This is a genomic window from Paraburkholderia diazotrophica (assembly GCF_038900755.1).
Classification (GTDB): domain Bacteria; phylum Pseudomonadota; class Gammaproteobacteria; order Burkholderiales; family Burkholderiaceae; genus Paraburkholderia; species Paraburkholderia diazotrophica_A.
This window is the reverse complement of record NZ_JBBPEN010000015.1, coordinates 16403-35746: the sequence shown is the minus strand read 5'-3', so window position 1 is coordinate 35746 and position 19344 is coordinate 16403. Positions and strand designations below refer to the sequence as shown.

At 58.9% G+C, this 19344-nt stretch carries 33 protein-coding genes; all 33 read right to left on the bottom strand.

From position 1 onward, the window contains the following. Positions 1 to 65 precede the first annotated feature (65 nt). A complete protein-coding gene (gene rplQ / locus AABE10_RS31400) occupies positions 66 to 461 on the bottom strand; it encodes a 50S ribosomal protein L17 (RefSeq protein ID WP_007730705.1) in 396 nt (131 codons plus the stop codon). 134 nt (positions 462 to 595) lie between these two features. Next, entirely contained in the window at positions 596 to 1573 is a 978-nt protein-coding gene (locus tag AABE10_RS31395; protein ID WP_087736424.1) for a DNA-directed RNA polymerase subunit alpha, read from the bottom strand. Positions 1574 to 1697: 124 nt separating this feature from the next. Next, complete coding sequence (gene rpsD, locus AABE10_RS31390) at positions 1698 to 2321, bottom strand: 30S ribosomal protein S4 (protein ID WP_342937007.1); 624 nt, start codon at positions 2319 to 2321, stop codon at positions 1698 to 1700. Between the two features lie 145 nt (positions 2322 to 2466). After that, entirely contained in the window at positions 2467 to 2871 is a 405-nt protein-coding gene (gene rpsK, locus AABE10_RS31385; RefSeq protein ID WP_006052224.1) for a 30S ribosomal protein S11, read from the bottom strand. Between the two features lie 28 nt (positions 2872 to 2899). Further along, positions 2900 to 3265: a 30S ribosomal protein S13 gene (gene rpsM / locus AABE10_RS31380; RefSeq protein ID WP_087736422.1), complete on the bottom strand. Its 366-nt coding sequence runs from the start codon at positions 3263 to 3265 to the stop codon at positions 2900 to 2902. 41 nt (positions 3266 to 3306) lie between these two features. Further along, positions 3307 to 3423, bottom strand: a complete 117-nt coding sequence (gene rpmJ, locus AABE10_RS31375; RefSeq protein WP_004199844.1) for a 50S ribosomal protein L36 — start codon at positions 3421 to 3423, stop codon at positions 3307 to 3309. 20 nt (positions 3424 to 3443) lie between these two features. Next, the gene (infA, locus tag AABE10_RS31370) at positions 3444 to 3662 is read right to left on the bottom strand and encodes a translation initiation factor IF-1 (RefSeq protein ID WP_004521905.1); all 219 of its coding nucleotides are present in this window, start codon (positions 3660 to 3662) and stop codon (positions 3444 to 3446) included. 8 nt (positions 3663 to 3670) lie between these two features. Further along, a complete protein-coding gene (secY, locus tag AABE10_RS31365; protein WP_012402182.1) occupies positions 3671 to 5017 on the bottom strand; it encodes a preprotein translocase subunit SecY in 1347 nt (448 codons plus the stop codon). Positions 5018 to 5063: 46 nt separating this feature from the next. Then, a complete protein-coding gene (gene rplO, locus AABE10_RS31360) occupies positions 5064 to 5498 on the bottom strand; it encodes a 50S ribosomal protein L15 (RefSeq protein WP_209935961.1) in 435 nt (144 codons plus the stop codon). Between the two features lie 30 nt (positions 5499 to 5528). Beyond that, on the bottom strand, positions 5529 to 5711 hold the full coding sequence (rpmD, locus tag AABE10_RS31355) for a 50S ribosomal protein L30 (protein ID WP_004202755.1): 183 nt from the start codon (positions 5709 to 5711) through the stop codon (positions 5529 to 5531). A gap of 10 nt (positions 5712 to 5721) precedes the next feature. Then, positions 5722 to 6240: a 30S ribosomal protein S5 gene (rpsE, locus tag AABE10_RS31350; protein WP_167045433.1), complete on the bottom strand. Its 519-nt coding sequence runs from the start codon at positions 6238 to 6240 to the stop codon at positions 5722 to 5724. A 14-nt stretch (positions 6241 to 6254) separates the two neighbouring features. After that, complete coding sequence (rplR, locus tag AABE10_RS31345; protein WP_087736419.1) at positions 6255 to 6620, bottom strand: 50S ribosomal protein L18; 366 nt, start codon at positions 6618 to 6620, stop codon at positions 6255 to 6257. Between the two features lie 12 nt (positions 6621 to 6632). Next, on the bottom strand, positions 6633 to 7163 hold the full coding sequence (rplF, locus tag AABE10_RS31340) for a 50S ribosomal protein L6 (RefSeq protein ID WP_109478342.1): 531 nt from the start codon (positions 7161 to 7163) through the stop codon (positions 6633 to 6635). A gap of 19 nt (positions 7164 to 7182) precedes the next feature. Further along, on the bottom strand, positions 7183 to 7578 hold the full coding sequence (gene rpsH / locus AABE10_RS31335; RefSeq protein ID WP_090871716.1) for a 30S ribosomal protein S8: 396 nt from the start codon (positions 7576 to 7578) through the stop codon (positions 7183 to 7185). 14 nt (positions 7579 to 7592) lie between these two features. Next, positions 7593 to 7898: a 30S ribosomal protein S14 gene (gene rpsN / locus AABE10_RS31330; RefSeq protein WP_087736416.1), complete on the bottom strand. Its 306-nt coding sequence runs from the start codon at positions 7896 to 7898 to the stop codon at positions 7593 to 7595. 7 nt (positions 7899 to 7905) lie between these two features. Then, positions 7906 to 8445, bottom strand: a complete 540-nt coding sequence (gene rplE, locus AABE10_RS31325; protein ID WP_006052214.1) for a 50S ribosomal protein L5 — start codon at positions 8443 to 8445, stop codon at positions 7906 to 7908. Positions 8446 to 8458: 13 nt separating this feature from the next. Further along, the gene (rplX, locus tag AABE10_RS31320) at positions 8459 to 8767 is read right to left on the bottom strand and encodes a 50S ribosomal protein L24 (protein ID WP_087736415.1); all 309 of its coding nucleotides are present in this window, start codon (positions 8765 to 8767) and stop codon (positions 8459 to 8461) included. 9 nt (positions 8768 to 8776) lie between these two features. Further along, the gene (gene rplN, locus AABE10_RS31315; protein WP_012402188.1) at positions 8777 to 9145 is read right to left on the bottom strand and encodes a 50S ribosomal protein L14; all 369 of its coding nucleotides are present in this window, start codon (positions 9143 to 9145) and stop codon (positions 8777 to 8779) included. Between the two features lie 291 nt (positions 9146 to 9436). Then, entirely contained in the window at positions 9437 to 9709 is a 273-nt protein-coding gene (rpsQ, locus tag AABE10_RS31310; RefSeq protein WP_087736414.1) for a 30S ribosomal protein S17, read from the bottom strand. Beyond that, positions 9706 to 9900, bottom strand: coding sequence for a 50S ribosomal protein L29 (gene rpmC / locus AABE10_RS31305; RefSeq protein WP_007180130.1), 195 nt, complete (start codon positions 9898 to 9900; stop codon positions 9706 to 9708). Before rpmC ends, rpsQ begins: the two co-directional genes overlap by 4 nt. 10 nt (positions 9901 to 9910) lie before the next feature. Further along, entirely contained in the window at positions 9911 to 10327 is a 417-nt protein-coding gene (gene rplP, locus AABE10_RS31300) for a 50S ribosomal protein L16 (RefSeq protein ID WP_012402192.1), read from the bottom strand. A gap of 2 nt (positions 10328 to 10329) precedes the next feature. Continuing rightward, entirely contained in the window at positions 10330 to 11124 is a 795-nt protein-coding gene (gene rpsC / locus AABE10_RS31295; protein WP_087736413.1) for a 30S ribosomal protein S3, read from the bottom strand. Positions 11125 to 11135: 11 nt separating this feature from the next. Then, positions 11136 to 11465, bottom strand: coding sequence for a 50S ribosomal protein L22 (rplV, locus tag AABE10_RS31290; RefSeq protein WP_007730533.1), 330 nt, complete (start codon positions 11463 to 11465; stop codon positions 11136 to 11138). Between the two features lie 12 nt (positions 11466 to 11477). Next, positions 11478 to 11753 carry a 30S ribosomal protein S19 gene (gene rpsS / locus AABE10_RS31285; protein WP_006998484.1) on the bottom strand — a complete coding sequence of 92 codons (276 nt, stop codon included), beginning with the start codon at positions 11751 to 11753 and terminating at the stop codon, positions 11478 to 11480. 10 nt (positions 11754 to 11763) lie between these two features. Continuing rightward, entirely contained in the window at positions 11764 to 12591 is an 828-nt protein-coding gene (rplB, locus tag AABE10_RS31280; protein ID WP_012402194.1) for a 50S ribosomal protein L2, read from the bottom strand. Positions 12592 to 12593: 2 nt separating this feature from the next. Then, the gene (gene rplW / locus AABE10_RS31275) at positions 12594 to 12908 is read right to left on the bottom strand and encodes a 50S ribosomal protein L23 (RefSeq protein WP_087736411.1); all 315 of its coding nucleotides are present in this window, start codon (positions 12906 to 12908) and stop codon (positions 12594 to 12596) included. Then, on the bottom strand, positions 12905 to 13525 hold the full coding sequence (gene rplD, locus AABE10_RS31270; RefSeq protein WP_087736410.1) for a 50S ribosomal protein L4: 621 nt from the start codon (positions 13523 to 13525) through the stop codon (positions 12905 to 12907). Before rplD ends, rplW begins: the two co-directional genes overlap by 4 nt. Then, entirely contained in the window at positions 13525 to 14184 is a 660-nt protein-coding gene (gene rplC / locus AABE10_RS31265) for a 50S ribosomal protein L3 (protein ID WP_342937006.1), read from the bottom strand. Before rplC ends, rplD begins: the two co-directional genes overlap by 1 nt. A gap of 187 nt (positions 14185 to 14371) precedes the next feature. Beyond that, on the bottom strand, positions 14372 to 14683 hold the full coding sequence (rpsJ, locus tag AABE10_RS31260; RefSeq protein ID WP_087736409.1) for a 30S ribosomal protein S10: 312 nt from the start codon (positions 14681 to 14683) through the stop codon (positions 14372 to 14374). Positions 14684 to 14808: 125 nt separating this feature from the next. After that, a complete protein-coding gene (tuf, locus tag AABE10_RS31255; RefSeq protein ID WP_012402197.1) occupies positions 14809 to 15999 on the bottom strand; it encodes an elongation factor Tu in 1191 nt (396 codons plus the stop codon). A 47-nt stretch (positions 16000 to 16046) separates the two neighbouring features. After that, positions 16047 to 18149 carry an elongation factor G gene (fusA, locus tag AABE10_RS31250; RefSeq protein WP_342937005.1) on the bottom strand — a complete coding sequence of 701 codons (2103 nt, stop codon included), beginning with the start codon at positions 18147 to 18149 and terminating at the stop codon, positions 16047 to 16049. Positions 18150 to 18280: 131 nt separating this feature from the next. Beyond that, positions 18281 to 18751: a 30S ribosomal protein S7 gene (rpsG, locus tag AABE10_RS31245; RefSeq protein ID WP_006053291.1), complete on the bottom strand. Its 471-nt coding sequence runs from the start codon at positions 18749 to 18751 to the stop codon at positions 18281 to 18283. Positions 18752 to 18940: 189 nt separating this feature from the next. Then, positions 18941 to 19321, bottom strand: coding sequence for a 30S ribosomal protein S12 (rpsL, locus tag AABE10_RS31240; RefSeq protein ID WP_006053290.1), 381 nt, complete (start codon positions 19319 to 19321; stop codon positions 18941 to 18943). Positions 19322 to 19344: the final 23 nt, after the last annotated feature.

Below are 19344 nucleotides of genomic sequence, written 5' to 3'. Positions count from 1 at the left end.
CATACGCGCGCCCAAAAACAAAAAAGCCAGACTTTCGCCTGGCTTTTCAGCTGTTGTCAGAACGCTTATTCAGCTTCTGCAACGTTTTCGACTTCCTCGACTTCCGGACGGTCCAGCAGCTCGACCAGTGCCATCGGTGCGTTGTCGCCGACGCGGAAACCGAACTTCAGGATGCGCAGATAGCCACCCGGACGGTTCGCGAAGCGCGGACCCAGCACGTCGAACAGCTTCGTGACCGAATCACGATCGCGCAGGCGGTTGAACGCCAGACGACGGTTTGCCAGCGACGGCTTCTTGCCGAGCGTGATCAGCGGCTCGACGACTTTACGCAGTTCCTTCGCCTTCGGCAGCGTGGTCTTGATGACTTCGTGCTCGATCAGCGAGTTGGACATGTTACGGAGCATTGCCAGACGGTGGCTGCTCGTGCGGTTCAGTTTCCGCAGACCATGACGGTGACGCATTTCAGTTTCCTTGATTCAAAGTTTTGGTCCAGCTCTTCTATCGCTTTCCGTGGAAAGCACGGGCCGGTAGTGAAAAAGGCAAGACGCGGATTTTAAAGGAAAATCCGCGTCTTGGCCAGTTGATGCCACCTGGCTTACTTGTCGAGACCAGCCGGCGGCCAGTTTTCGAGCTTCATGCCGAGCGTCAGGCCGCGCGAAGCGAGCACTTCCTTGATCTCGTTCAGCGACTTGCGGCCCAGGTTCGGCGTCTTCAGCAGCTCGTTTTCCGTGCGCTGGATCAGGTCGCCGATGTAGTAGATGTTCTCGGCCTTCAGGCAGTTCGCCGAGCGAACCGTCAGTTCGAGATCATCGACCGGGCGCAGCAGGATCGGATCGATCTGCGGTGCGCGCGACGGTGCTTCTGCCGCGGCTTCCGTGCCTTCCAGTGCTGCGAACACCGACAGCTGATCGACCAGAATACGCGCCGATTGACGGATCGCTTCTTCCGGCGAAATGACGCCGTTGGTTTCGATGTTCATCACGAGCTTGTCGAGGTCGGTACGCTGTTCGACGCGCGCGCTTTCCACGGCGTAGCTCACGCGGCGGACCGGCGAGAACGACGCGTCCAGCACGATGCGGCCAATGATCTTGGCCGATTCCTCGCCATAGCGACGCACGTTGCCCGGCACATAGCCACGGCCCTTTTCGACCTTGATCTGCACGTCGAGCTTGCCGCCCTTCGACAGGTGCGCGATCACATGATCCGGGTTCATCACTTCGCAGTCGTGGGCGAGTTCGATGTCGCCAGCGGTAACAACGCCTTCACCCTCCTTGCGCAGCGTAACCGTCACTTCGTCACGGTTATGCAGCTTGAACACCACGCCCTTCAGGTTCAACAACAGGTTGACCACGTCCTCTTGCACACCATCGAGCGTCGAGTATTCATGCACGACGCCTGCAATCGTCACTTCCGTCGGCGCATAGCCAACCATCGACGACAGCAACACGCGCCGAAGCGCGTTACCCAAGGTGTGGCCATAACCGCGTTCAAACGGTTCCATGACCACTTTCGCGTGGCTTTCGCCAAGCGATTCAACTGCGATAATCTTGGGCTTCAACAAACTGGTTTGCATAGGTTTTCCTTTTCAATACCCTCGGCTCGTTACACCGATAAGGCTGACCGGTAACAACCTGAAAATAAACAGCCGAGGCGCCCCCTTGCCTAACGCAATCCGGGAACCTCGGCCGTTAATCCGATTACCGCGAATACAATTCGACGATCAGGCTTTCGTTGATGTCGCCAGCGATATCGCTGCGTTCCGGCATTTGCTTGAACGTACCTTCGAACTTCTTCGAATCGACAGCAACCCAGCTCGGCAGACCGCCCTGTTCGGCGAGCGACAGCGCTTCGAGAATACGAGCCTGCTTCTTGGCCTGTTCGCGCACGGAGATCACGTCGCCAGCCTTCACTTGCAGCGACGGGATGTTCGCGACGACGCCGTTCACCGTGATCGCCTTGTGGCTCACGAGCTGACGCGCTTCTGCACGCGTCGAGCCGAAGCCCATGCGATACACGACGTTGTCCAGACGCGACTCGAGCAGTTGCAGCAGGTTTTCACCCGTGTTGCCCTTGCGGCGGTCGGCTTCAGCGAAATAACGGCGGAACTGGCGCTCGAGCACACCGTAGATGCGCTTCACCTTTTGCTTTTCGCGCAGCTGCGTGCCGTAGTCGGACGTACGCGCGCCCGAGGTGCGGCCATGTTGACCCGGCTTGCTGTCAAGCTTGCACTTGTCAGCGAGGGAACGACGGGCGCTCTTCAGGAAGAGATCGGTGCCTTCACGGCGAGACAGCTTGGCTTTAGGGCCGATATAGCGTGCCACTTTGCATTCCTTCTAGATTGATCACGTGAACATTCATTCACGCTAGTCCGAACCCTTTGGGTCGAACGGTGGGCTTAGTCAATTCAATAACGCAAGCAGCCTGCTACCGCCTTTAGCGGCAACAGGCGCAAACGGAGCAAGCGTCTTAGATACGACGACGCTTCGGCGGACGGCAGCCGTTGTGCGGAACCGGCGTCACGTCGGAGATCGCGGTGATCTTGATGCCAAGACCATGCAACGCGCGCACCGCGGACTCACGGCCAGGGCCAGGGCCCTTGATCCGCACTTCGAGGTTCTTCACGCCGTATTCCATCGCCACGCGGCCAGCCGATTCAGCGGCAACCTGAGCTGCAAACGGGGTCGATTTACGCGAACCCTTGAAGCCCTGGCCACCCGACGTTGCCCAAGCCAATGCATTGCCTTGACGGTCGGTGATCGTGATGATGGTGTTGTTGAACGACGCGTGAACGTGAACCACGCCCTCGGCGACGTTCTTCTTGACCTTCTTGCGAACGCGTTGCGCCGCGGAGTTGTTCGAAGCCTTAGCCATTACGTTTTCCTGTAACTGTCAGTCTCGCTTACTTCTTCAGCGCTTGCGCTGCACGACGCGGACCCTTGCGCGTACGCGCATTCGTACGCGTGCGCTGGCCGCGCAGGGGCAGGCCCTTACGATGGCGCACGCCACGGTAGCAACCGAGGTCCATCAGGCGCTTGATATTCATCGTCGTTTCACGGCGCAGATCGCCCTCAACGATGAACTTGCCGACTTCTTCACGCAGCTTTTCGAGATCTGCGTCGGTCAGGTCCTTAACCTTCTTCGAAAATTCCACACCAGCAGCAACGCAAATGTTGCGCGAGCGCGTGCGACCGATACCGTAAATTGCCGTCAGGCCGATTTCGGTATGCTGGTGGTTCGGGATGTTAACCCCTGCGATACGAGCCATTGTTTTTCCTCAAACAAAAAGCGCAAACAAAAGCGCGGCGTTCAGCCTTGACGCTGCTTGTGGCGCGGATCAGAGCTGCAAATCACGCGAACGACGCCCTTGCGCTTGATGATCTTGCAATTGCGGCAAATGCGCTTAACCGATGCCATCACTTTCATGATATTACCCTTTTTTCAAATCACTTCGCCCGGAACACGATCCGCGCACGCGACAGATCGTAAGGCGTCAATTCAACCGTCACCTTGTCGCCCGGCAGAATACGGATGTAGTGCATCCGCATCTTGCCGGATATGTGTCCCAATACGACATGGCCGTTTTCCAGCTTCACCCGGAAGGTAGCATTAGGGAGGTTTTCGATAACCTCGCCTTGCATCTGGATTACATCGTCTTTGGCCATAAGTCCTTTCAACGCATCGGGACGCCGCCGCCCTTGAAGTTTGCCTTCTTCAGCAGCGACTCATACTGTTGCGACATAACGTACGACTGCACCTGCGCCATGAAGTCCATTGTGACGACGACAATGATCAGCAGCGACGTTCCACCAAAATAAAATGGCACATTCCAGCGCAGCACCAGAAACTCGGGCAGCAAGCAGACGAACACGATGTAGATCGCACCGGCCAGCGTCAGACGCGTCAGGATGCGGTCGATATAGCGCGCCGTCTGGTCCCCCGGACGAATGCCCGGGACGAATGCACCACTCTTTTTCAGGTTGTCGGCCGTCTCTCTGCTGTTGAACACCAGCGCGGTGTAAAAGAAGCAGAAGAACACGATCGCCAACGCGTACAGCAACACGTACACGGGCTGACCGGGCTTGAGCGCTTCGGCCACATTGTGCAGCGTGTCTGCGAACCAGCCGGTCCGCGATCCGGAACTGAACCAGTTCAGGATGGTTGCCGGAAACAGGATGATCGACGACGCAAAGATCGGCGGGATCACGCCCGACATGTTCAACTTCAACGGCAGATGAGACGACTGTCCGCCATAAATCTTGTTGCCGACTTGCCGCTTCGCGTAGTTCACAAGAATCTTGCGCTGGCCGCGTTCGATGAACACCACCAGATACGTCACAGCTGCAATCAGCGCGACCACGATAATCGCCGAGATGATGCTCATCGATCCGGTGCGGACCAGTTCGAAGAGACCACCGATCGCATTCGGGAAACCCGCCGCGATGCCGCCGAAAATGATGATCGAAATGCCGTTGCCCAGACCACGTTCCGTGATTTGCTCACCAAGCCACATCAGGAACATCGTGCCGGTCACGAGCGTCACAACCGTCGTCAGCCGGAATACCATGCCAGGATCGATCACCAGTGCCGGCTGATTCTCCAGCGCGACAGCAATGCCAAAAGCTTGGAACGTTGCCAGAACCACCGTAAAAACACGCGTGTATTGCGTGATCTTCCGTTGTCCTGCCTGCCCTTCCTTCTTCAGCGCTTCGAGCTGCGGCGAGACGATCGCCAGCAACTGCATGATGATCGACGCCGAGATATACGGCATGATCCCAAGCGCAAAAATCGTGAACCGCGAAAGTGCGCCACCCGAGAACATGTTGAACATGCCCAGGATGCCGCCCGACTGGCTTTGGAACAGCTTTGCCAGTTGGTCCGGGTCAATGCCCGGCACCGGAATGTGCGCGCCAATACGGTAGACGACCAGCGCCAGCAGCAGGAACACTGCACGCCGGCGCAGATCGCCAAACTTCGCCGCGCTTCGACCGGGTTTTGCGAGACTCGGGCTGTTAGCCAAGTACCTTCTCCGATGCAAATGCTAGTGACGGCAATCGACTTGCACGTTACTCGGCGAAAGAACCGCCCGCTGCTTCAATCGCAGCGCGCGCGCCCTTCGTCGCACCCAGACCCTTCACAACGATCTTGCGCTTCAGCTCGCCCGTCGCGATGATCTTGGCGCTCGTCATCATCTCGCCGATCAGACCGGCTTGCTTCAGTGCGAGCAGATCGATTTCGTCGACCGGCAGCTTTTCCAAGTCGCCGAGGCGCACTTCACCGACGAATTCCTTCGTCAGCGAGGTAAAGCCACGCTTCGGCAGACGGCGTTGCAGCGGCATCTGGCCGCCTTCGAAACCGACCTTGTGGAAGCCACCCGAACGCGACTTTTGACCCTTGTGACCCCGGCCAGCGGTCTTGCCGAGGCCGGAGCCGATGCCGCGACCAACGCGACGCTTTGCGTGCTTCGCGCCTTCAGCCGGCTTCAGGTTATTCAATTCCATTATCAACTCCTTGAGTGCCCGAACGGCCGCTTAGCCGATGACCTTAACGAGGTACGAGACCTTGTTGATCATGCCGCGCACAGCCGGCGTGTCCTGCAGCTCGCTAACCGAGTTCAGGCGGCGCAGGCCAAGACCACGCACCGTTGCGCGGTGCGATTCGCGGGTCCCAATCAGGCTCTTGACGAGCTGAACCTTGACAGTTTTTTCAGACATGGTGACCACCTTAGCCCAGAATTTCTTCGACGGACTTACCACGCTTCGCCGCGATATCGGCCGGGGTCGACTGCTTGCGCAGGCCGTCCAGCGTCGCACGAACGAGGTTGTACGGGTTCGTCGAACCGTGGCTCTTGGCCACAACGTTTTGCACGCCCATCACGTCGAACACTGCGCGCATCGGACCGCCAGCGATCACGCCGGTACCGTCCTTCGCCGGAGCAAGGAGAACCATCGATGCGCCGTGCTTGCCATGCACTTCGTGTTGCAGCGTACCGTTCTTGAGCGGCACCTTGAACATGTTGCGGCGGGCTTGTTCCATTGCCTTCTGAACGGCAACCGGCACTTCCTTCGCCTTGCCCTTGCCCATGCCGACGCGGCCATCACCGTCGCCAACCACGGTCAGTGCCGCGAAGCCGAGAATACGGCCACCCTTCACGACCTTGGTCACGCGATTGACCGAAATCATCTTTTCGCGAAGGCCGTCGTCGCGTTCGTCAGCCTGAACTTTCGCTTGCATCTTTGCCATGACGAATTCCTTCCTTAGAACTTGAGCCCGGCTTCGCGCGCCGCATCAGCCAGCGCCTTGACGCGGCCGTGGTAGCGGAAACCCGAGCGGTCAAAGGCGACGGATTCGATGCCGGCAGCCTTAGCCTTTTCAGCGATGCGCTTGCCGATCAGGGTTGCAGCGGCAACGTTGCCACCCTTGCCCGACTTGTCGGCGAGCTGTGCACGCACTTCGGCTTCGAGCGTCGATGCGCTGGCGAGCACCTTGGTGCCGCACGGCGAGAACACTTGCGCATAGATGTGCGTGTTCGTGCGATGCACGGCCAGACGCGCGACTTGCAGCTCAGCGATCTTGAGACGCGTCTGACGAGCGCGGCGCAGGCGAGATTGAGTCTTATCCATGATTGCGCACCCTTACTTCTTCTTCGTTTCTTTGAGGATCACAACCTCGTTGGCATAGCGCACGCCCTTGCCTTTGTAAGGCTCCGGCGGACGGTAGCCGCGCACTTCTGCAGCGACTTGGCCAACTTTCTGCTTGTCGATCCCCTTGATCACGATTTCCGTTTGCGACGGGGTTTCAGCCTTGACGCCTTCCGGCATCTGGTGCACCACCGGGTGCGAGAAACCCAGCGACAGGTTCAGCTTGTCGCCTTGCGCTTGCGCACGATAACCGACACCAACCAGCGTCAGCTTGCGCTCGAAACCCTTGGTCACGCCTTGCACCATGTTCGCGACCAGCGCGCGCATCGTGCCCGACATTGCATTTGCTTCGCGGCTCTCGTCCACCGGCTCGAACTTCAGCGTGCCGTTGTCGTTCACCACCTTCACCAGGCGATTCGCGTTCTGCGAGATCGAGCCCAGCGGACCCTTGACGGTAATGCGCTCGTCGCTCAGGGCCACTTCTGCGCCTTGCAGCGCGATCGGGCTTTTACCTACTCGAGACATGTTTCTTCTCCCTTCGGCTTTAAGCGACGTAGCAGATGACTTCGCCGCCCACGCCCGTAGCGCGCGCCTTGCGGTCAGTCATCACACCCTTCGGCGTCGAAACGATCGCAACGCCCAGGCCATTCATGACCTGCGGGATCTCGTTACGGCCGCGGTACACGCGCAGACCAGGCTTCGAGACGCGCTCAAGGCGCTCGATAACCGGACGGCCAGCGTAGTACTTCAACGCGATGTTCAATTCCGACTTCGCACCTTCGGACTTCACTGCGAAATCGTCGATATAGCCTTCATCCTTCAGGACTTGCGCGATTGCAATCTTGACTTTCGACGAGGGCATCGTCACCGAAACCTTCTCAACCATCTGCGCATTGCGGATGCGAGTCAGCATATCGGCGATAGGATCACTCATGCTCATTTACGTTTCTCCTATTACCAGCTCGCCTTGGTCAGGCCAGGGATCTCGCCGCGGAACGCGATTTCACGAATCTTGTTACGCGCCAGCCCGAATTTGCGGAACGTGCCGCGCGGACGACCGGTAATCGCGCAACGATTGCGCTTACGGGTCGGGTTCGAATTGCGCGGCAGTTGCTGCAGTTCGAGACGAGCGGCATAGCGCTCTTCTTCGGACTTGCTTTGGTCGTCGATGATTGCCTTCAGCGCAGCACGCTTCGGAGCGTACTTGGCAGCCAGGCGCGCACGCTTCTTTTCACGTTCGATCAGTGCCAGTTTAGCCACGGTAACCTCAGTTTCTGAACGGGAACTTGAAGCTGGCGAGCAGCGCCTTCGCTTCGTCGTCAGTCTTCGCAGTCGTCGTGATGCTGATGTTCAGCCCACGCAACGCGTCGATTTTGTCGTAGTCGATTTCGGGGAAAATGATCTGCTCTTTCACACCGATGTTGTAGTTGCCACGACCGTCGAATGCACGACCCGACACGCCACGGAAGTCGCGCACACGCGGGAGCGCGACCGTCACGAAACGGTCCAGGAATTCGTACATTGCCTGGCCACGCAGCGTGACCATTGCGCCGATTGGATAACCCTGACGGATCTTGAAGCCCGCGATTGCCTTGCGTGCCTTCGTGATCACCGGCTTCTGGCCCGCGATCTTCGTCAGATCGCCAACGGCGTTCTCGATGATCTTCTTGTCGGCAACGGCTTCGCCAAGACCCATGTTCAGGGTGATCTTGGTGATGCGCGGCACTTCCATCACGGACTTGTAACCGAACTTCTCGATCAGGCCGGGGACAACCTTCTCTTTATAAAATTCTTGCAAACGTGCCATTTTTTACTCCGCGTCAGGCGCTCAGCACAGCACCGGTCGTCTTCAGGAAACGGACCTTCTTGTCTCCCTCGACCTTGATGCCGACACGCGACGGCTTGCCGTTCGCGTCGACCAGCGCGACGTTCGAAATGTGCAGCGGCATTGCCTTCGCTTCCACGCCGCCCGTCGTACCCTTCATCGGGTTCGGCTTCACATGCTTCTTGGCGATATTGAGGCCTTCGACGGTCACACGGTCGTCAGCAACAGCCAGCACGACGCCGCGCTTGCCCTTGTCTTTGCCGGTGATGACGATGACTTCGTCACCTTTACGAATCTTGTTCATCTCGGCTCCTTACAGCACTTCCGGCGCGAGCGAAACGATCTTCATGAAGCGTTCGCTGCGCAGCTCACGCGTGACCGGCCCAAAGATGCGGGTGCCGATAGGCTCGAGCTTGGTATTCAAAAGCACGGCGGCGTTGCCGTCGAACTTGATCAGCGAGCCGTCTTGACGGCGAACGCCCTTGGCGGTGCGAACCACCACGGCGTTGTAGATTTCGCCTTTCTTCACGCGCCCGCGCGGCGTTGCCTCTTTGACGCTCACCTTGATGATGTCGCCGATGTTGGCATAACGACGCTTCGAGCCGCCGAGCACCTTGATGCACATGACTTCACGCGCACCCGTGTTGTCGGCCACTTCGAGCCGAGTTTCGGTCTGGATCATGGTTTATCTTTCCCAACTTAATCCGATTGCACCACCATGATGCATTCGGTCAGTCTTGGTCCCGTCAGCCAATCGGCTGCTTGGGTTAGAACAGCAGCGACGGCAAACGAAACCCGCCATCGCAATCCGGTGAATCTGCCGACATGAACTGACGCTCACGTCGCTTCCCCCACCTCAACTTCGCCCGCGATGGGGCTCCCACAAAGAGGGAAGACCGAGATTATAACAAATAATCTCGGTCTTGCAAGCGAAATCTACTGCGATTTCAACTACTTCTGTTGCTCAGCTGCTTTAGATGACGCGAGCAGCTTCAACCAGACGCGACACCGTCCAAGCCTTTGTCTTCGAGATCGGACGAGTTTCCTGGATTTCAACGAGGTCGCCCTCGTTGTAGGTGTTCGCCTCGTCGTGAGCGTGGTACTTCTTCGAACGTACGACATACTTGCCGTAGATCGGGTGCTTCACGCGGTGCTCGACCAGCACGGTAACCGTCTTGTCCATCTTGTTGCTGACGACCTTGCCGACCAGCGTCCGCTTGAGCGAGGTTTTTACGCTATCGTTCATTTCTGGTTCGCCTTCTCAGTCAGGACGGTCCGCACACGTGCGATGTCGCGACGAACCTTCTTCAGCTGGCTCGTGTTCGTGAGCTGCTGGGTCGCGAGTTGCATGCGCAGGCCGAATTGCGCCTTCAACAGGTCCGACAGCTCTTTGTTGAGCGCGGCCTGATCTTTCTGGTGAAGTTCGGAAGCCTTCATCATTCACTCCTTAGGCGCCGAGCTGACGAACCATGAACGTCGTCTTCAGCGGCAGCTTGGCTGCAGCCAGACGGAACGCTTCACGCGCCAGTTCTTCGGACACACCGTCCATTTCGTACAGCATCTTGCCCGGTTGAATCTCGGCGACGTAGTACTCAGGGTTACCCTTACCATTACCCATACGCACTTCAGCCGGCTTTTGCGAGATCGGCTTGTCCGGGAAAATGCGAATCCAGATGCGGCCGCCGCGCTTGATGTGACGCGTCATTGCACGACGCGCTGCTTCAATCTGACGCGCGGTCAGGCGGCCGCGACCGATAGCCTTCAGACCGTACTCACCGAACGACACCGCGTTACCACGCGTTGCGACGCCAGTGTTACGACCCTTCTGCTCTTTGCGATACTTCCTGCGTTTCGGTTGCAGCATCGTTATTCTCCAGTCTTACCGTCGCCAGCACCGCCACGGCGCGGACCGCCACGGCGAGCACCTGCCGGTGCACCTTCACCATCGCGACGCGGGCGACGGTCGCCCGGACGTGCATTGCGGCGCGGACGCTTTTCTTCGGCGACTTCTTCCACCACCGGAGCGTCATTGCGGCCGAGCGTATCGCCCTTGTAGACCCACACCTTGACGCCGATGATGCCGTACGTCGTCTTCGCTTCCGAGGTCGCGTAGTCGATGTCCGCACGCAGGGTGTGCAGGGGCACGCGACCTTCGCGATACCACTCGGTACGAGCGATTTCGATACCGTTCAGACGGCCCGCGCTCATGATCTTGATGCCCTGAGCACCGAGACGCATTGCGTTTTGCATCGCACGCTTCATCGCGCGGCGGAACATGATCCGGCGCTCGAGCTGTTGCGTGATCGAATCGGCGATCAGTTGCGCGTCGGTTTCCGGCTTGCGGATTTCTTCGATGTTGACGTGAACCGGAACGCCCATGCGCTTCTGCAGTTCCGACTTCAACAATTCGATGTCTTCGCCCTTCTTGCCGATCACAACACCCGGACGCGAGCTGAAAATCGTGATGCGCGCGTTCTTTGCAGGACGCTCAATCACGACGCGGCCGACGGACGCGTTCTTCAGCTTTTTCTTCAGGTATTCACGAACACCGATGTCTTCCTGCAACATCGCCGCGAAATTGTTGTTGTTCGCGTACCAACGCGAAGCCCAATTGCGGCTGACGGCCAAACGGAAGCCAGTCGGATGAATTTTCTGTCCCATCGTATGACCCCTTAATTCCCGACCGTCACAGTGATGTGACAGGATTGCTTCTCAATGCGGTTGCCGCGGCCCTTGGCGCGCGCGGTGAAACGCTTGAGCGACGCTGCCTTGTCGACGTAGATGCTCGTGATCTTGAGCTCGTCGATATCAGCACCTTCGTTGTGCTCCGCATTCGCGATCGCCGACAGCACGACCTTCTTCACGATGCCAGCCGCCTTCTTCGGCGAGAACGTCAGAACGTTCAGCGCCTTGTCGACCGGCAAACCGCGGATCTGGTCAGCCACAAGGCGCGTCTTCTGCGCCGAGATGCGGGCACCGCGATGAATTGCTTTCACTTCCATCTTGATTGCCCCTTATTTCTTGGCCTTCTTGTCGGCCGCGTGACCCTTGAACGTACGGGTCAGTGCGAACTCGCCAAGCTTGTGGCCGACCATGTTTTCCGTGACATACACCGGAACGTGTTGACGGCCGTTGTGAACGGCGATCGTCAGGCCGATGAAGTCCGGCAGGATCGTCGAGCGACGCGACCAGGTCTTGATTGGCTTCTTGTCGCGCGAAGCTGCAGCCGCCTCAACTTTCTTCAGCAAATGGGCGTCGCAGAACGGACCTTTTTTAATAGAACGTGCCATTGCCTACTCCTTAACGCTTGTGACGGCGCTGGACGATCATGCTCGTCGTGCGCTTGTTGCTACGGGTGCGATAGCCCTTCGTCGGCGTGCCCCACGGGCTCACCGGATCGCGACCTGCAGCCGTCTTGCCTTCACCACCACCGTGCGGGTGATCGACCGGGTTCATTGCAACGCCGCGCACCGTCGGGCGGATACCACGCCAGCGGTTCGCGCCAGCCTTACCGATTTGACGGAGGCTATGCTCTTCGTTGCCCACTTCGCCGATCGTCGCGCGGCACTCGATGTGAACGCGGCGAATTTCGCCCGAACGGAGACGAACTTGCGCGTAGGTACCTTCACGAGCCAGCAGCATCGCCGACGTACCAGCCGAACGCGCCATTTGCGCGCCCTTGCCCGGCAGCATTTCGATGCAGTGAATCGTCGTACCGACCGGAATGTTGCGGATCGGCAGCGTGTTGCCTGCGCGGATCGGCGCTTCCGAACCCGACATCAGTTGCTGGCCAACCGTCACGCCCTTCGGAGCGATGATGTAGCGGCGCTCGCCGTCTGCGTACACGACCAGCGCGATGTTCGCGCTACGGTTCGGATCGTACTCGAGGCGCTCGACCTTCGCGGGAATACCATCCTTCGTGCGACGGAAGTCGACGATACGATAGTGATGCTTATGACCACCGCCCTTATGACGCGTGGTGATGTGGCCGTTGTTGTTACGGCCGGCGGTCGAGCTCTGCGTGTCGAGCAGCGGTGCGTACGGCTTGCCCTTGTGCAGATCCTTGTTGACCACCTTGACCATCGCGCGGCGACCCGGCGAAGTCGGCTTAACTTTCACGATTGCCATGATTACTTGGCCTCCGCTTCAAAGTTGATTTCCTGGCCGGGCTTCAGGCAGACATACGCCTTCTTCACGTCCTTGCGCTTGCCCATGTAGCGGCCAAAGCGCTTGGCTTTGCCCTTCTGGACCAGCACATTGACGGAATTGACTTCCACCTTGAACAGCAGCTCGACAGCAGCCTTCACTTCCTGCTTCGTAGCGTCCGGCGCAACTTCGAACACGACTTGCTCGTTCTTGTCAGCCACCAGCGTCGCCTTTTCGGAGATCACCGGCGCGAGCAGAACTTGCATCAAACGATGATCGTTTTTGCGAACTTCGCTCATGACAGCAACTCCTCGATCTGGGCGACCGCAGCCTTCGTGATCAGCACTTTCTTGAAGTAGATCAGCGACAGGGGGTCGGCGTAACGCGGCTCGACAACCGCCACATGGGCGAGGTTGCGCGACGCGAGGTACAGGTTTTCGTCAACCGTGTCGGTGATGACCAGCACGGAATCGAGACCCATAGCCTTGAACTTTTCGGCCAGCAGCTTCGTCTTCGGCGCTTCGAGCGTCAGCTCGTCGACAACCGCGATGCGGCCTTCGCGGGCCAGCTGCGAGAAGATCGAGCAGAGACCTGCGCGATGCATCTTCTTGTTGACCTTGTGCGAGAAATTTTCTTCCGGCGAGTTCGGGAAAATGCGACCACCGCCACGCCACAACGGGCTCGACGACATACCGGCACGAGCACGGCCCGTACCCTTCTGACGCCACGGCTTCTTCGTCGTGTGCTTGACCTGCTCGCGGTCCTTCTGAGCGCGGTTTCCGCTACGCGCGTTCGCCTGGTAAGCGACGACGATCTGGTGAATCAGCGCTTCGTTGTAGTCACGACCGAACACGACGTCCGACGCGCTGACAGCTGCGCCTTCCTGACCATTTGCATTCAGGAGCTTAAGTTCCATTATTTCGCTCCTTTCACGGCACGCGCCTTCACGGCCGGCGTCACGAAAACCTTGCCGCCCTTCGCACCCGGAACGGCACCCTTGACCAGCAACAGCTTGCGGTCGGCGTCGATACGAGCGATTTCGAGGTTTTGCACCGTCACCGTCTCGTCACCCATGTGACCGGTCATGCGCTTACCCGGGAAAACACGACCCGGATCCTGCGCCATACCGATCGAGCCCGGCACGTTGTGCGAACGCGAGTTACCGTGCGACGCACGGCCCGAACTGAAGTTGTAACGCTTGATGGTACCGGCGTAGCCCTTACCGATCGAGGTGCCTTGCACGTCGACCTTTTGGCCCACTTCGAAGAGATCCACACCGATCACAGCGCCGTTCGACAGCTCGGCAGCCTTGGTGGCGTCGATTTGGAATTCCTTGAGGATTTCACCGGCTTGAACGCCGGCTTTGGCGAGATGACCTGCCAGCGGCTTCGTCACGCGCGACGCACGGCGCGCACCGAAGGCAACCTGAACAGCCGTGTAGCCGTCGGTTTCAACAGTCTTGATCTGCGTCACGCGGTTGTCGGACACGTCCAGCACGGTGACGGGAATCGAATCCCCTTCAGCCGTGAAGATACGGGTCATGCCAACCTTGCGACCTACGAGTCCAAGGCTCATCGTTTTCTCCATTCCCGACTGCGATTGGTCGGGGCTAATTTACAAAATGCCGCGCGATTCAGAGGCGAACTACGACGGCTTTTTTACGCAAATGCGCGAAAAGCCTAGCATTATAGCAAGGCCTTTTCTTTTGTGCAAGCAATCAAAGACTTAGCGGCATCCGATGATCGGATGCCGCCTGAAACCTTTACTGCAACTTGATTTCGACGTCCACGCCGGCCGGTAGATCCAGCTTCATCAGCGCGTCGACGGTCTTGTCCGTCGGATCGATGATGTCCATCAGGCGTTGGTGCGTGCGGATTTCGAGCTGATCGCGCGACGTCTTGTTGACGTGCGGCGAACGCAGGATGTCGAAACGCTGGATACGGGTCGGCAGGGGCACCGGACCACGAACGATTGCGCCAGTCCGCTTTGCCGTGTCGACGATTTCAGCCGCCGATTGATCAATCAGACGATAGTCGAACGCCTTCAGGCGAATGCGGATTTTCTGGTTCTGCATGACGAATTCCTTGGAAAGAGCGAGGCGGTATTGCACCGCCGATTAGTAAAAGAACGTAGGTCTGGGCGCCTGCGGGGCGCGAGTGCCCAGACCCAGGACTGCATCTGCTACACCAATCCTCGATTTTACTCGATGATCTTGGCAACGACACCGGCGCCGACGGTACGGCCACCTTCGCGGATGGCGAAGCGCAGACCTTCTTCCATCGCGATCGGTGCGATCAGCTTCACCGTGATCGACACGTTGTCGCCCGGCATCACCATTTCCTTGTCCTTCGGCAGCTCGATCGAGCCCGTCACGTCCGTCGTACGGAAGTAGAACTGCGGACGGTAGTTGTTGAAGAACGGCGTGTGACGGCCGCCTTCGTCCTTGCTCAGCACGTACACTTCAGCCGTGAAGTGCGTGTGCGGCGTGATCGAACCCGGCTTGGCCAGCACCTGGCCACGCTCCACGTCTTCACGCTTCGTGCCGCGCAGCAGGATACCGACGTTGTCGCCTGCCTGACCCTGGTCGAGCAGCTTGCGGAACATTTCCACGCCCGTGCAGGTCGTCTTCACCGTCGGCTTGATACCGACAATCTCGATTTCCTCGCCAACCTTGATCACGCCACGCTCGACGCGGCCCGTCACCACCGTGCCGCGACCCGAGATCGAGAACACGTCTTCCACCGGCATCAGGAACGCGCCGTCCACAGCGCGCTCCGGCGTCGGGATGTACGTGTCCAGCGCGTCGGCCAGGTTCATGATCGCCACTTCGCCCAGCTCGCCCTTGTCGCCTTCCAGCGCCAGCTTCGCCGAACCCTTGATGATCGGCGTGTCGTCGCCCGGGAAGTCGTACTTCGACAGCAGTTCGCGCACTTCCATCTCGACCAGCTCGAGCAGCTCGGCGTCGTCGACCATGTCGCACTTGTTCAGGAACACGATGATGTACGGCACACCGACCTGACGCGCCAGCAGGATGTGCTCACGCGTTTGCGGCATCGGGCCGTCAGCGGCCGAGCACACCAGGATCGCGCCGTCCATCTGCGCGGCGCCCGTGATCATGTTCTTCACGTAGTCGGCGTGGCCCGGGCAGTCGACGTGTGCGTAGTGGCGGTTAGCCGTTTCATACTCGACGTGTGCCGTGTTGATCGTGATGCCGCGCGCCTTTTCTTCCGGCGCTGCGTCGATCTGGTCGTAGGCCTTTGCTTCACCGCCGAACTTGGCGGTCAGCACCGTCGTGATCGCTGCCGTCAGCGTGGTCTTGCCGTGGTCAACGTGACCGATCGTGCCGACGTTCACGTGCGGCTTGGTCCGTTCGAATTTACCTTTAGCCATGTTTCTCTTCTTTCAAAAAGTTGTTCGATGAATGACTGTGCGAGGTCTTACTTCGACTTCGCGTTGATGATCGCTTCCGACACGTTACGCGGAGCTTCTGCGTAGTGCTTGAATTCCATCGTGTACGTTGCGCGGCCTTGCGTCAGCGAGCGCAGCGACGTCGAGTAGCCAAACATCTCCGACAGCGGCACTTCGGCGCGGACGATCTTGCCACCGCCCACCATGTCTTCCATGCCCTGGACGATACCGCGACGGCCCGACAGGTCGCCCATCACGTTGCCCATGTAGTCTTCAGGCGTTTCGACTTCCACGGCCATCATCGGCTCGAGGATAACCGGGCTCGCCTTGCGCATTGCTTCCTTGAACGCCATCGAACCGGCCATGCGGAACGCATTTTCGTTCGAGTCAACGTCGTGGTACGAACCAAACGTCAGGTGAACCTTCACGTCGACGACCGGGAAGCCAGCGAGCACGCCGCTCTTCAGCGTTTCCTGGATACCCTTGTCGACTGCAGGGATGTATTCGCGCGGAATCACACCACCCTTGATCTCGTCCAGGAACTCATAGCCCTTGCCCTGCTCATTCGGCTCAAGCGTGATGACAGCGTGACCGTACTGGCCGCGGCCGCCCGACTGCTTGACGAACTTGCCTTCCACGTCCGACGCCGTCGCGCGGATCGTTTCGCGGTACGCAACCTGCGGCTTGCCGACGGTCGCTTCGACGTTGAATTCACGCTTCATACGGTCGACCAGAATTTCGAGGTGCAGTTCGCCCATGCCCGAAATAATGGTCTGGCCCGATTCTTCGTCCGTTTGCACGCGGAACGACGGGTCTTCTTGAGCCAGACGGTTCAGCGCCAGGCCCATTTTTTCCTGGTCAGCCTTCGTCTTCGGCTCGACTGCCTGCGAAATCACCGGCTCCGGGAACACCATGCGCTCGAGAACGATCGGGTGCGCCGGATCGCACAGTGTGTCGCCCGTGGTCGCTTCCTTCAGACCGACGGCTGCAGCGATGTCGCCGGCGCGCACTTCCTTGATTTCTTCGCGCTGGTTTGCGTGCATCTGCAGAATACGACCGAGACGTTCCTTCTTGTCCTTGGTCGAGTTCAGCACGGTGTCGCCCGAATTCACGATACCCGAGTACACGCGGAAGAAGATCAACTGGCCGACGAACGGGTCGGTCATGATCTTGAATGCGAGTGCCGAAAACTTCTCGTCGTCCGACGCCTTGCGCTCAGCAGCCTCACCGCTTTCGAGTTCACCCTTGACCGGGGGAATGTCGACCGGCGACGGCAGGAAGTCGATCACGGCGTCGAGCATGCGCTGCACGCCCTTGTTCTTGAACGCGGTGCCGCACAGCATCGGCTGGATTTCGCAAGCGATCGTACGGTCGCGCAGAGCCTTGACGATTTCCGCTTCGGTCAGCGTGTCGCCGCCCAGGTACTTTTCCATCAGCTCTTCGCTGGCTTCAGCCGCCGATTCGATCATCTTTTCGCGCCACTCGTTGCACGTGTCAACGAGTTCAGCCGGGATGTCGACGTAGTCGAACTTCGTGCCTTGCGACGCTTCGTCCCAAATGATCGCCTTCATCTTCAGCAGATCGACGACGCCCTTGAAGTTCTCTTCCGAGCCGATCGGCACAACCACGGGAACCGGATTGGCCTTCAGACGGGTCTTCAATTGGTCGTAGACCTTGAAGAAGTTCGCGCCGGTCCGGTCCATCTTGTTGACGAACGCGAGACGCGGAACCTTGTACTTGTTAGCCTGGCGCCACACCGTTTCCGACTGCGGCTGCACGCCGCCCACTGCGCAGTACACCATGCATGCGCCGTCGAGCACGCGCATCGAGCGCTCGACTTCGATCGTGAAGTCGACGTGACCCGGGGTGTCGATGATGTTGATGCGGTGTTCCGGGTAGTTGTTACCCATGCCCTTCCAGAACGCCGTGGTAGCAGCGGACGTGATCGTGATACCACGTTCCTGTTCCTGCTCCATCCAGTCCATGGTGGCGGCGCCGTCGTGCACTTCACCGATCTTGTGGTTCACGCCGGTATAGAACAGGATGCGCTCGGTCGTCGTCGTCTTGCCGGCGTCGATGTGAGCGCTAATACCGATGTTGCGGTAGCGCTCGATAGGAGTCTTGCGAGCCACTTTGATCCTCTATTGGGATGACACGATGGAACAGAGAGTCCATCGCGCCCTAACACAAACGGGCGAGGCGCCTGAAAGCGCACCCGCCCGGAATTTCTTTCCGCTTTACTGCTAACCCGGGGACGGGACGCTTAGAAACGGAAATGCGAGAACGCCTTGTTGGCTTCTGCCATCCGGTGAACTTCGTCGCGCTTCTTCATTGCGCCACCACGGCCTTCGGCCGCTTCGGAGAGTTCACCTGCCAGGCGCAGGGCCATCGACTTTTCGCTGCGCTTCTTCGCGGCTTCACGCAACCAACGCATCGCCAATGCCATACGACGCGACGGACGCACTTCGACCGGAACCTGATAGTTCGCACCACCAACGCGGCGGCTCTTCACTTCGACCACCGGCTTGACGTTGTTGAGCGCCACCGTGAACACTTCCAGCGGGTCCTTGCCACCCTTGGTCTGGATCTGTTCGAAAGCGCCGTACACGATGCGCTCGGCAACCGACTTCTTGCCTGAGAGCATCAGCACGTTCATGAATTTTGCTACATCAACGTTACCGAACTTCGGATCCGGCAACACTTCCCGCTTGGGGACTTCGCGACGACGCGGCATGTTTCTTCCTTTGACTTTTCAGTTGGAGCAGTGCCTCTGCACCACCCCGCGGCCACCAACTAACCCGATTCATCCATTACGACTTACCAGCCTGGTCGGGTGACCACTTACTCGACAGCACCGGCTACCCGGCACCACCGCTATAACCGCCTTTGCAGGCGACCTGTTACTGCTGCATTGACTGGTTGATTACTTGCCGGCCTTGGCGCGCTTCGCACCGTACTTCGAGCGAGCCTGCTTACGATCCTTGACGCCCTGGGTATCCAGCGAGCCGCGAACCATGTGGTAACGCACACCAGGCAAGTCCTTCACACGGCCGCCACGAATCAGCACGACCGAGTGTTCCTGCAGGTTGTGGCCTTCACCACCGATGTACGAAATAACTTCGAAGCCGTTCGTCAAACGAACCTTGGCGACCTTACGGAGTGCCGAGTTCGGCTTCTTCGGCGTCGTCGTGTACACACGGGTGCACACGCCACGACGCTGGGGGCAGTCCTGCAAGGCCGGGCTCTTGCTCTTCGTCGTTTCGGACGTGCGGCCTTTGCGAACCAGTTGATTGATGGTTGGCATTGTTTATTCCTGAAATTGAACAA

What these genes read in the sequence shown, in the direction of transcription:
- rplN (WP_012402188.1), bottom strand. Translation starts at nt 9,145, where the DNA reads ATGATCCAGACCGAAACTCGGCTCGAAGTGGCCGACAACACGGGTGCG.
- rplV (WP_007730533.1), bottom strand. Translation starts at nt 11,465, where the DNA reads ATGGAAGTGAAAGCAATTCATCGCGGTGCCCGCATCTCGGCGCAGAAG.
- rpmJ (WP_004199844.1), bottom strand. Translation starts at nt 3,423, where the DNA reads ATGAAAGTGATGGCATCGGTTAAGCGCATTTGCCGCAATTGCAAGATC.
- tuf (WP_012402197.1), bottom strand. Translation starts at nt 15,999, where the DNA reads ATGGCTAAAGGTAAATTCGAACGGACCAAGCCGCACGTGAACGTCGGC.
- rplD (WP_087736410.1), bottom strand. Translation starts at nt 13,525, where the DNA reads ATGGAACTTAAGCTCCTGAATGCAAATGGTCAGGAAGGCGCAGCTGTC.
- rpsL (WP_006053290.1), bottom strand. Translation starts at nt 19,321, where the DNA reads ATGCCAACCATCAATCAACTGGTTCGCAAAGGCCGCACGTCCGAAACG.
- rpsQ (WP_087736414.1), bottom strand. Translation starts at nt 9,709, where the DNA reads ATGAACGATAGCGTAAAAACCTCGCTCAAGCGGACGCTGGTCGGCAAG.
- rpmD (WP_004202755.1), bottom strand. Translation starts at nt 5,711, where the DNA reads ATGTCTGAAAAAACTGTCAAGGTTCAGCTCGTCAAGAGCCTGATTGGG.
- rpsS (WP_006998484.1), bottom strand. Translation starts at nt 11,753, where the DNA reads ATGGCACGTTCTATTAAAAAAGGTCCGTTCTGCGACGCCCATTTGCTG.
- rplF (WP_109478342.1), bottom strand. Translation starts at nt 7,163, where the DNA reads ATGTCTCGAGTAGGTAAAAGCCCGATCGCGCTGCAAGGCGCAGAAGTG.
- rpsE (WP_167045433.1), bottom strand. Translation starts at nt 6,240, where the DNA reads ATGGCAAAGATGCAAGCGAAAGTTCAGGCTGACGAACGCGACGACGGC.
- rpsH (WP_090871716.1), bottom strand. Translation starts at nt 7,578, where the DNA reads ATGAGCATGAGTGATCCTATCGCCGATATGCTGACTCGCATCCGCAAT.
- rplE (WP_006052214.1), bottom strand. Translation starts at nt 8,445, where the DNA reads ATGGCACGTTTGCAAGAATTTTATAAAGAGAAGGTTGTCCCCGGCCTG.
- rpmC (WP_007180130.1), bottom strand. Translation starts at nt 9,900, where the DNA reads ATGAAGGCTTCCGAACTTCACCAGAAAGATCAGGCCGCGCTCAACAAA.
- rpsJ (WP_087736409.1), bottom strand. Translation starts at nt 14,683, where the DNA reads ATGCAGAACCAGAAAATCCGCATTCGCCTGAAGGCGTTCGACTATCGT.
- rplO (WP_209935961.1), bottom strand. Translation starts at nt 5,498, where the DNA reads ATGGAATTGAATAACCTGAAGCCGGCTGAAGGCGCGAAGCACGCAAAG.
- rpsG (WP_006053291.1), bottom strand. Translation starts at nt 18,751, where the DNA reads ATGCCGCGTCGTCGCGAAGTCCCCAAGCGGGAAGTGTTGCCGGATCCG.
- rpsM (WP_087736422.1), bottom strand. Translation starts at nt 3,265, where the DNA reads ATGGCTCGTATCGCAGGGGTTAACATCCCGAACCACCAGCATACCGAA.
- rplR (WP_087736419.1), bottom strand. Translation starts at nt 6,620, where the DNA reads ATGGATAAGACTCAATCTCGCCTGCGCCGCGCTCGTCAGACGCGTCTC.
- infA (WP_004521905.1), bottom strand. Translation starts at nt 3,662, where the DNA reads ATGGCCAAAGACGATGTAATCCAGATGCAAGGCGAGGTTATCGAAAAC.
- rplW (WP_087736411.1), bottom strand. Translation starts at nt 12,908, where the DNA reads ATGAGCGAAGTTCGCAAAAACGATCATCGTTTGATGCAAGTTCTGCTC.
- rplC (WP_342937006.1), bottom strand. Translation starts at nt 14,184, where the DNA reads ATGAGCCTTGGACTCGTAGGTCGCAAGGTTGGCATGACCCGTATCTTC.
- AABE10_RS31395 (WP_087736424.1), bottom strand. Translation starts at nt 1,573, where the DNA reads ATGCAAACCAGTTTGTTGAAGCCCAAGATTATCGCAGTTGAATCGCTT.
- rpsC (WP_087736413.1), bottom strand. Translation starts at nt 11,124, where the DNA reads ATGGGACAGAAAATTCATCCGACTGGCTTCCGTTTGGCCGTCAGCCGC.
- rplP (WP_012402192.1), bottom strand. Translation starts at nt 10,327, where the DNA reads ATGCTGCAACCGAAACGCAGGAAGTATCGCAAAGAGCAGAAGGGTCGT.
- rpsK (WP_006052224.1), bottom strand. Translation starts at nt 2,871, where the DNA reads ATGGCTAAGGCTTCGAACAACTCCGCGGCGCAACGCGTTCGCAAGAAG.
- rplB (WP_012402194.1), bottom strand. Translation starts at nt 12,591, where the DNA reads ATGGCAATCGTGAAAGTTAAGCCGACTTCGCCGGGTCGCCGCGCGATG.
- rplQ (WP_007730705.1), bottom strand. Translation starts at nt 461, where the DNA reads ATGCGTCACCGTCATGGTCTGCGGAAACTGAACCGCACGAGCAGCCAC.
- rplX (WP_087736415.1), bottom strand. Translation starts at nt 8,767, where the DNA reads ATGAACAAGATTCGTAAAGGTGACGAAGTCATCGTCATCACCGGCAAA.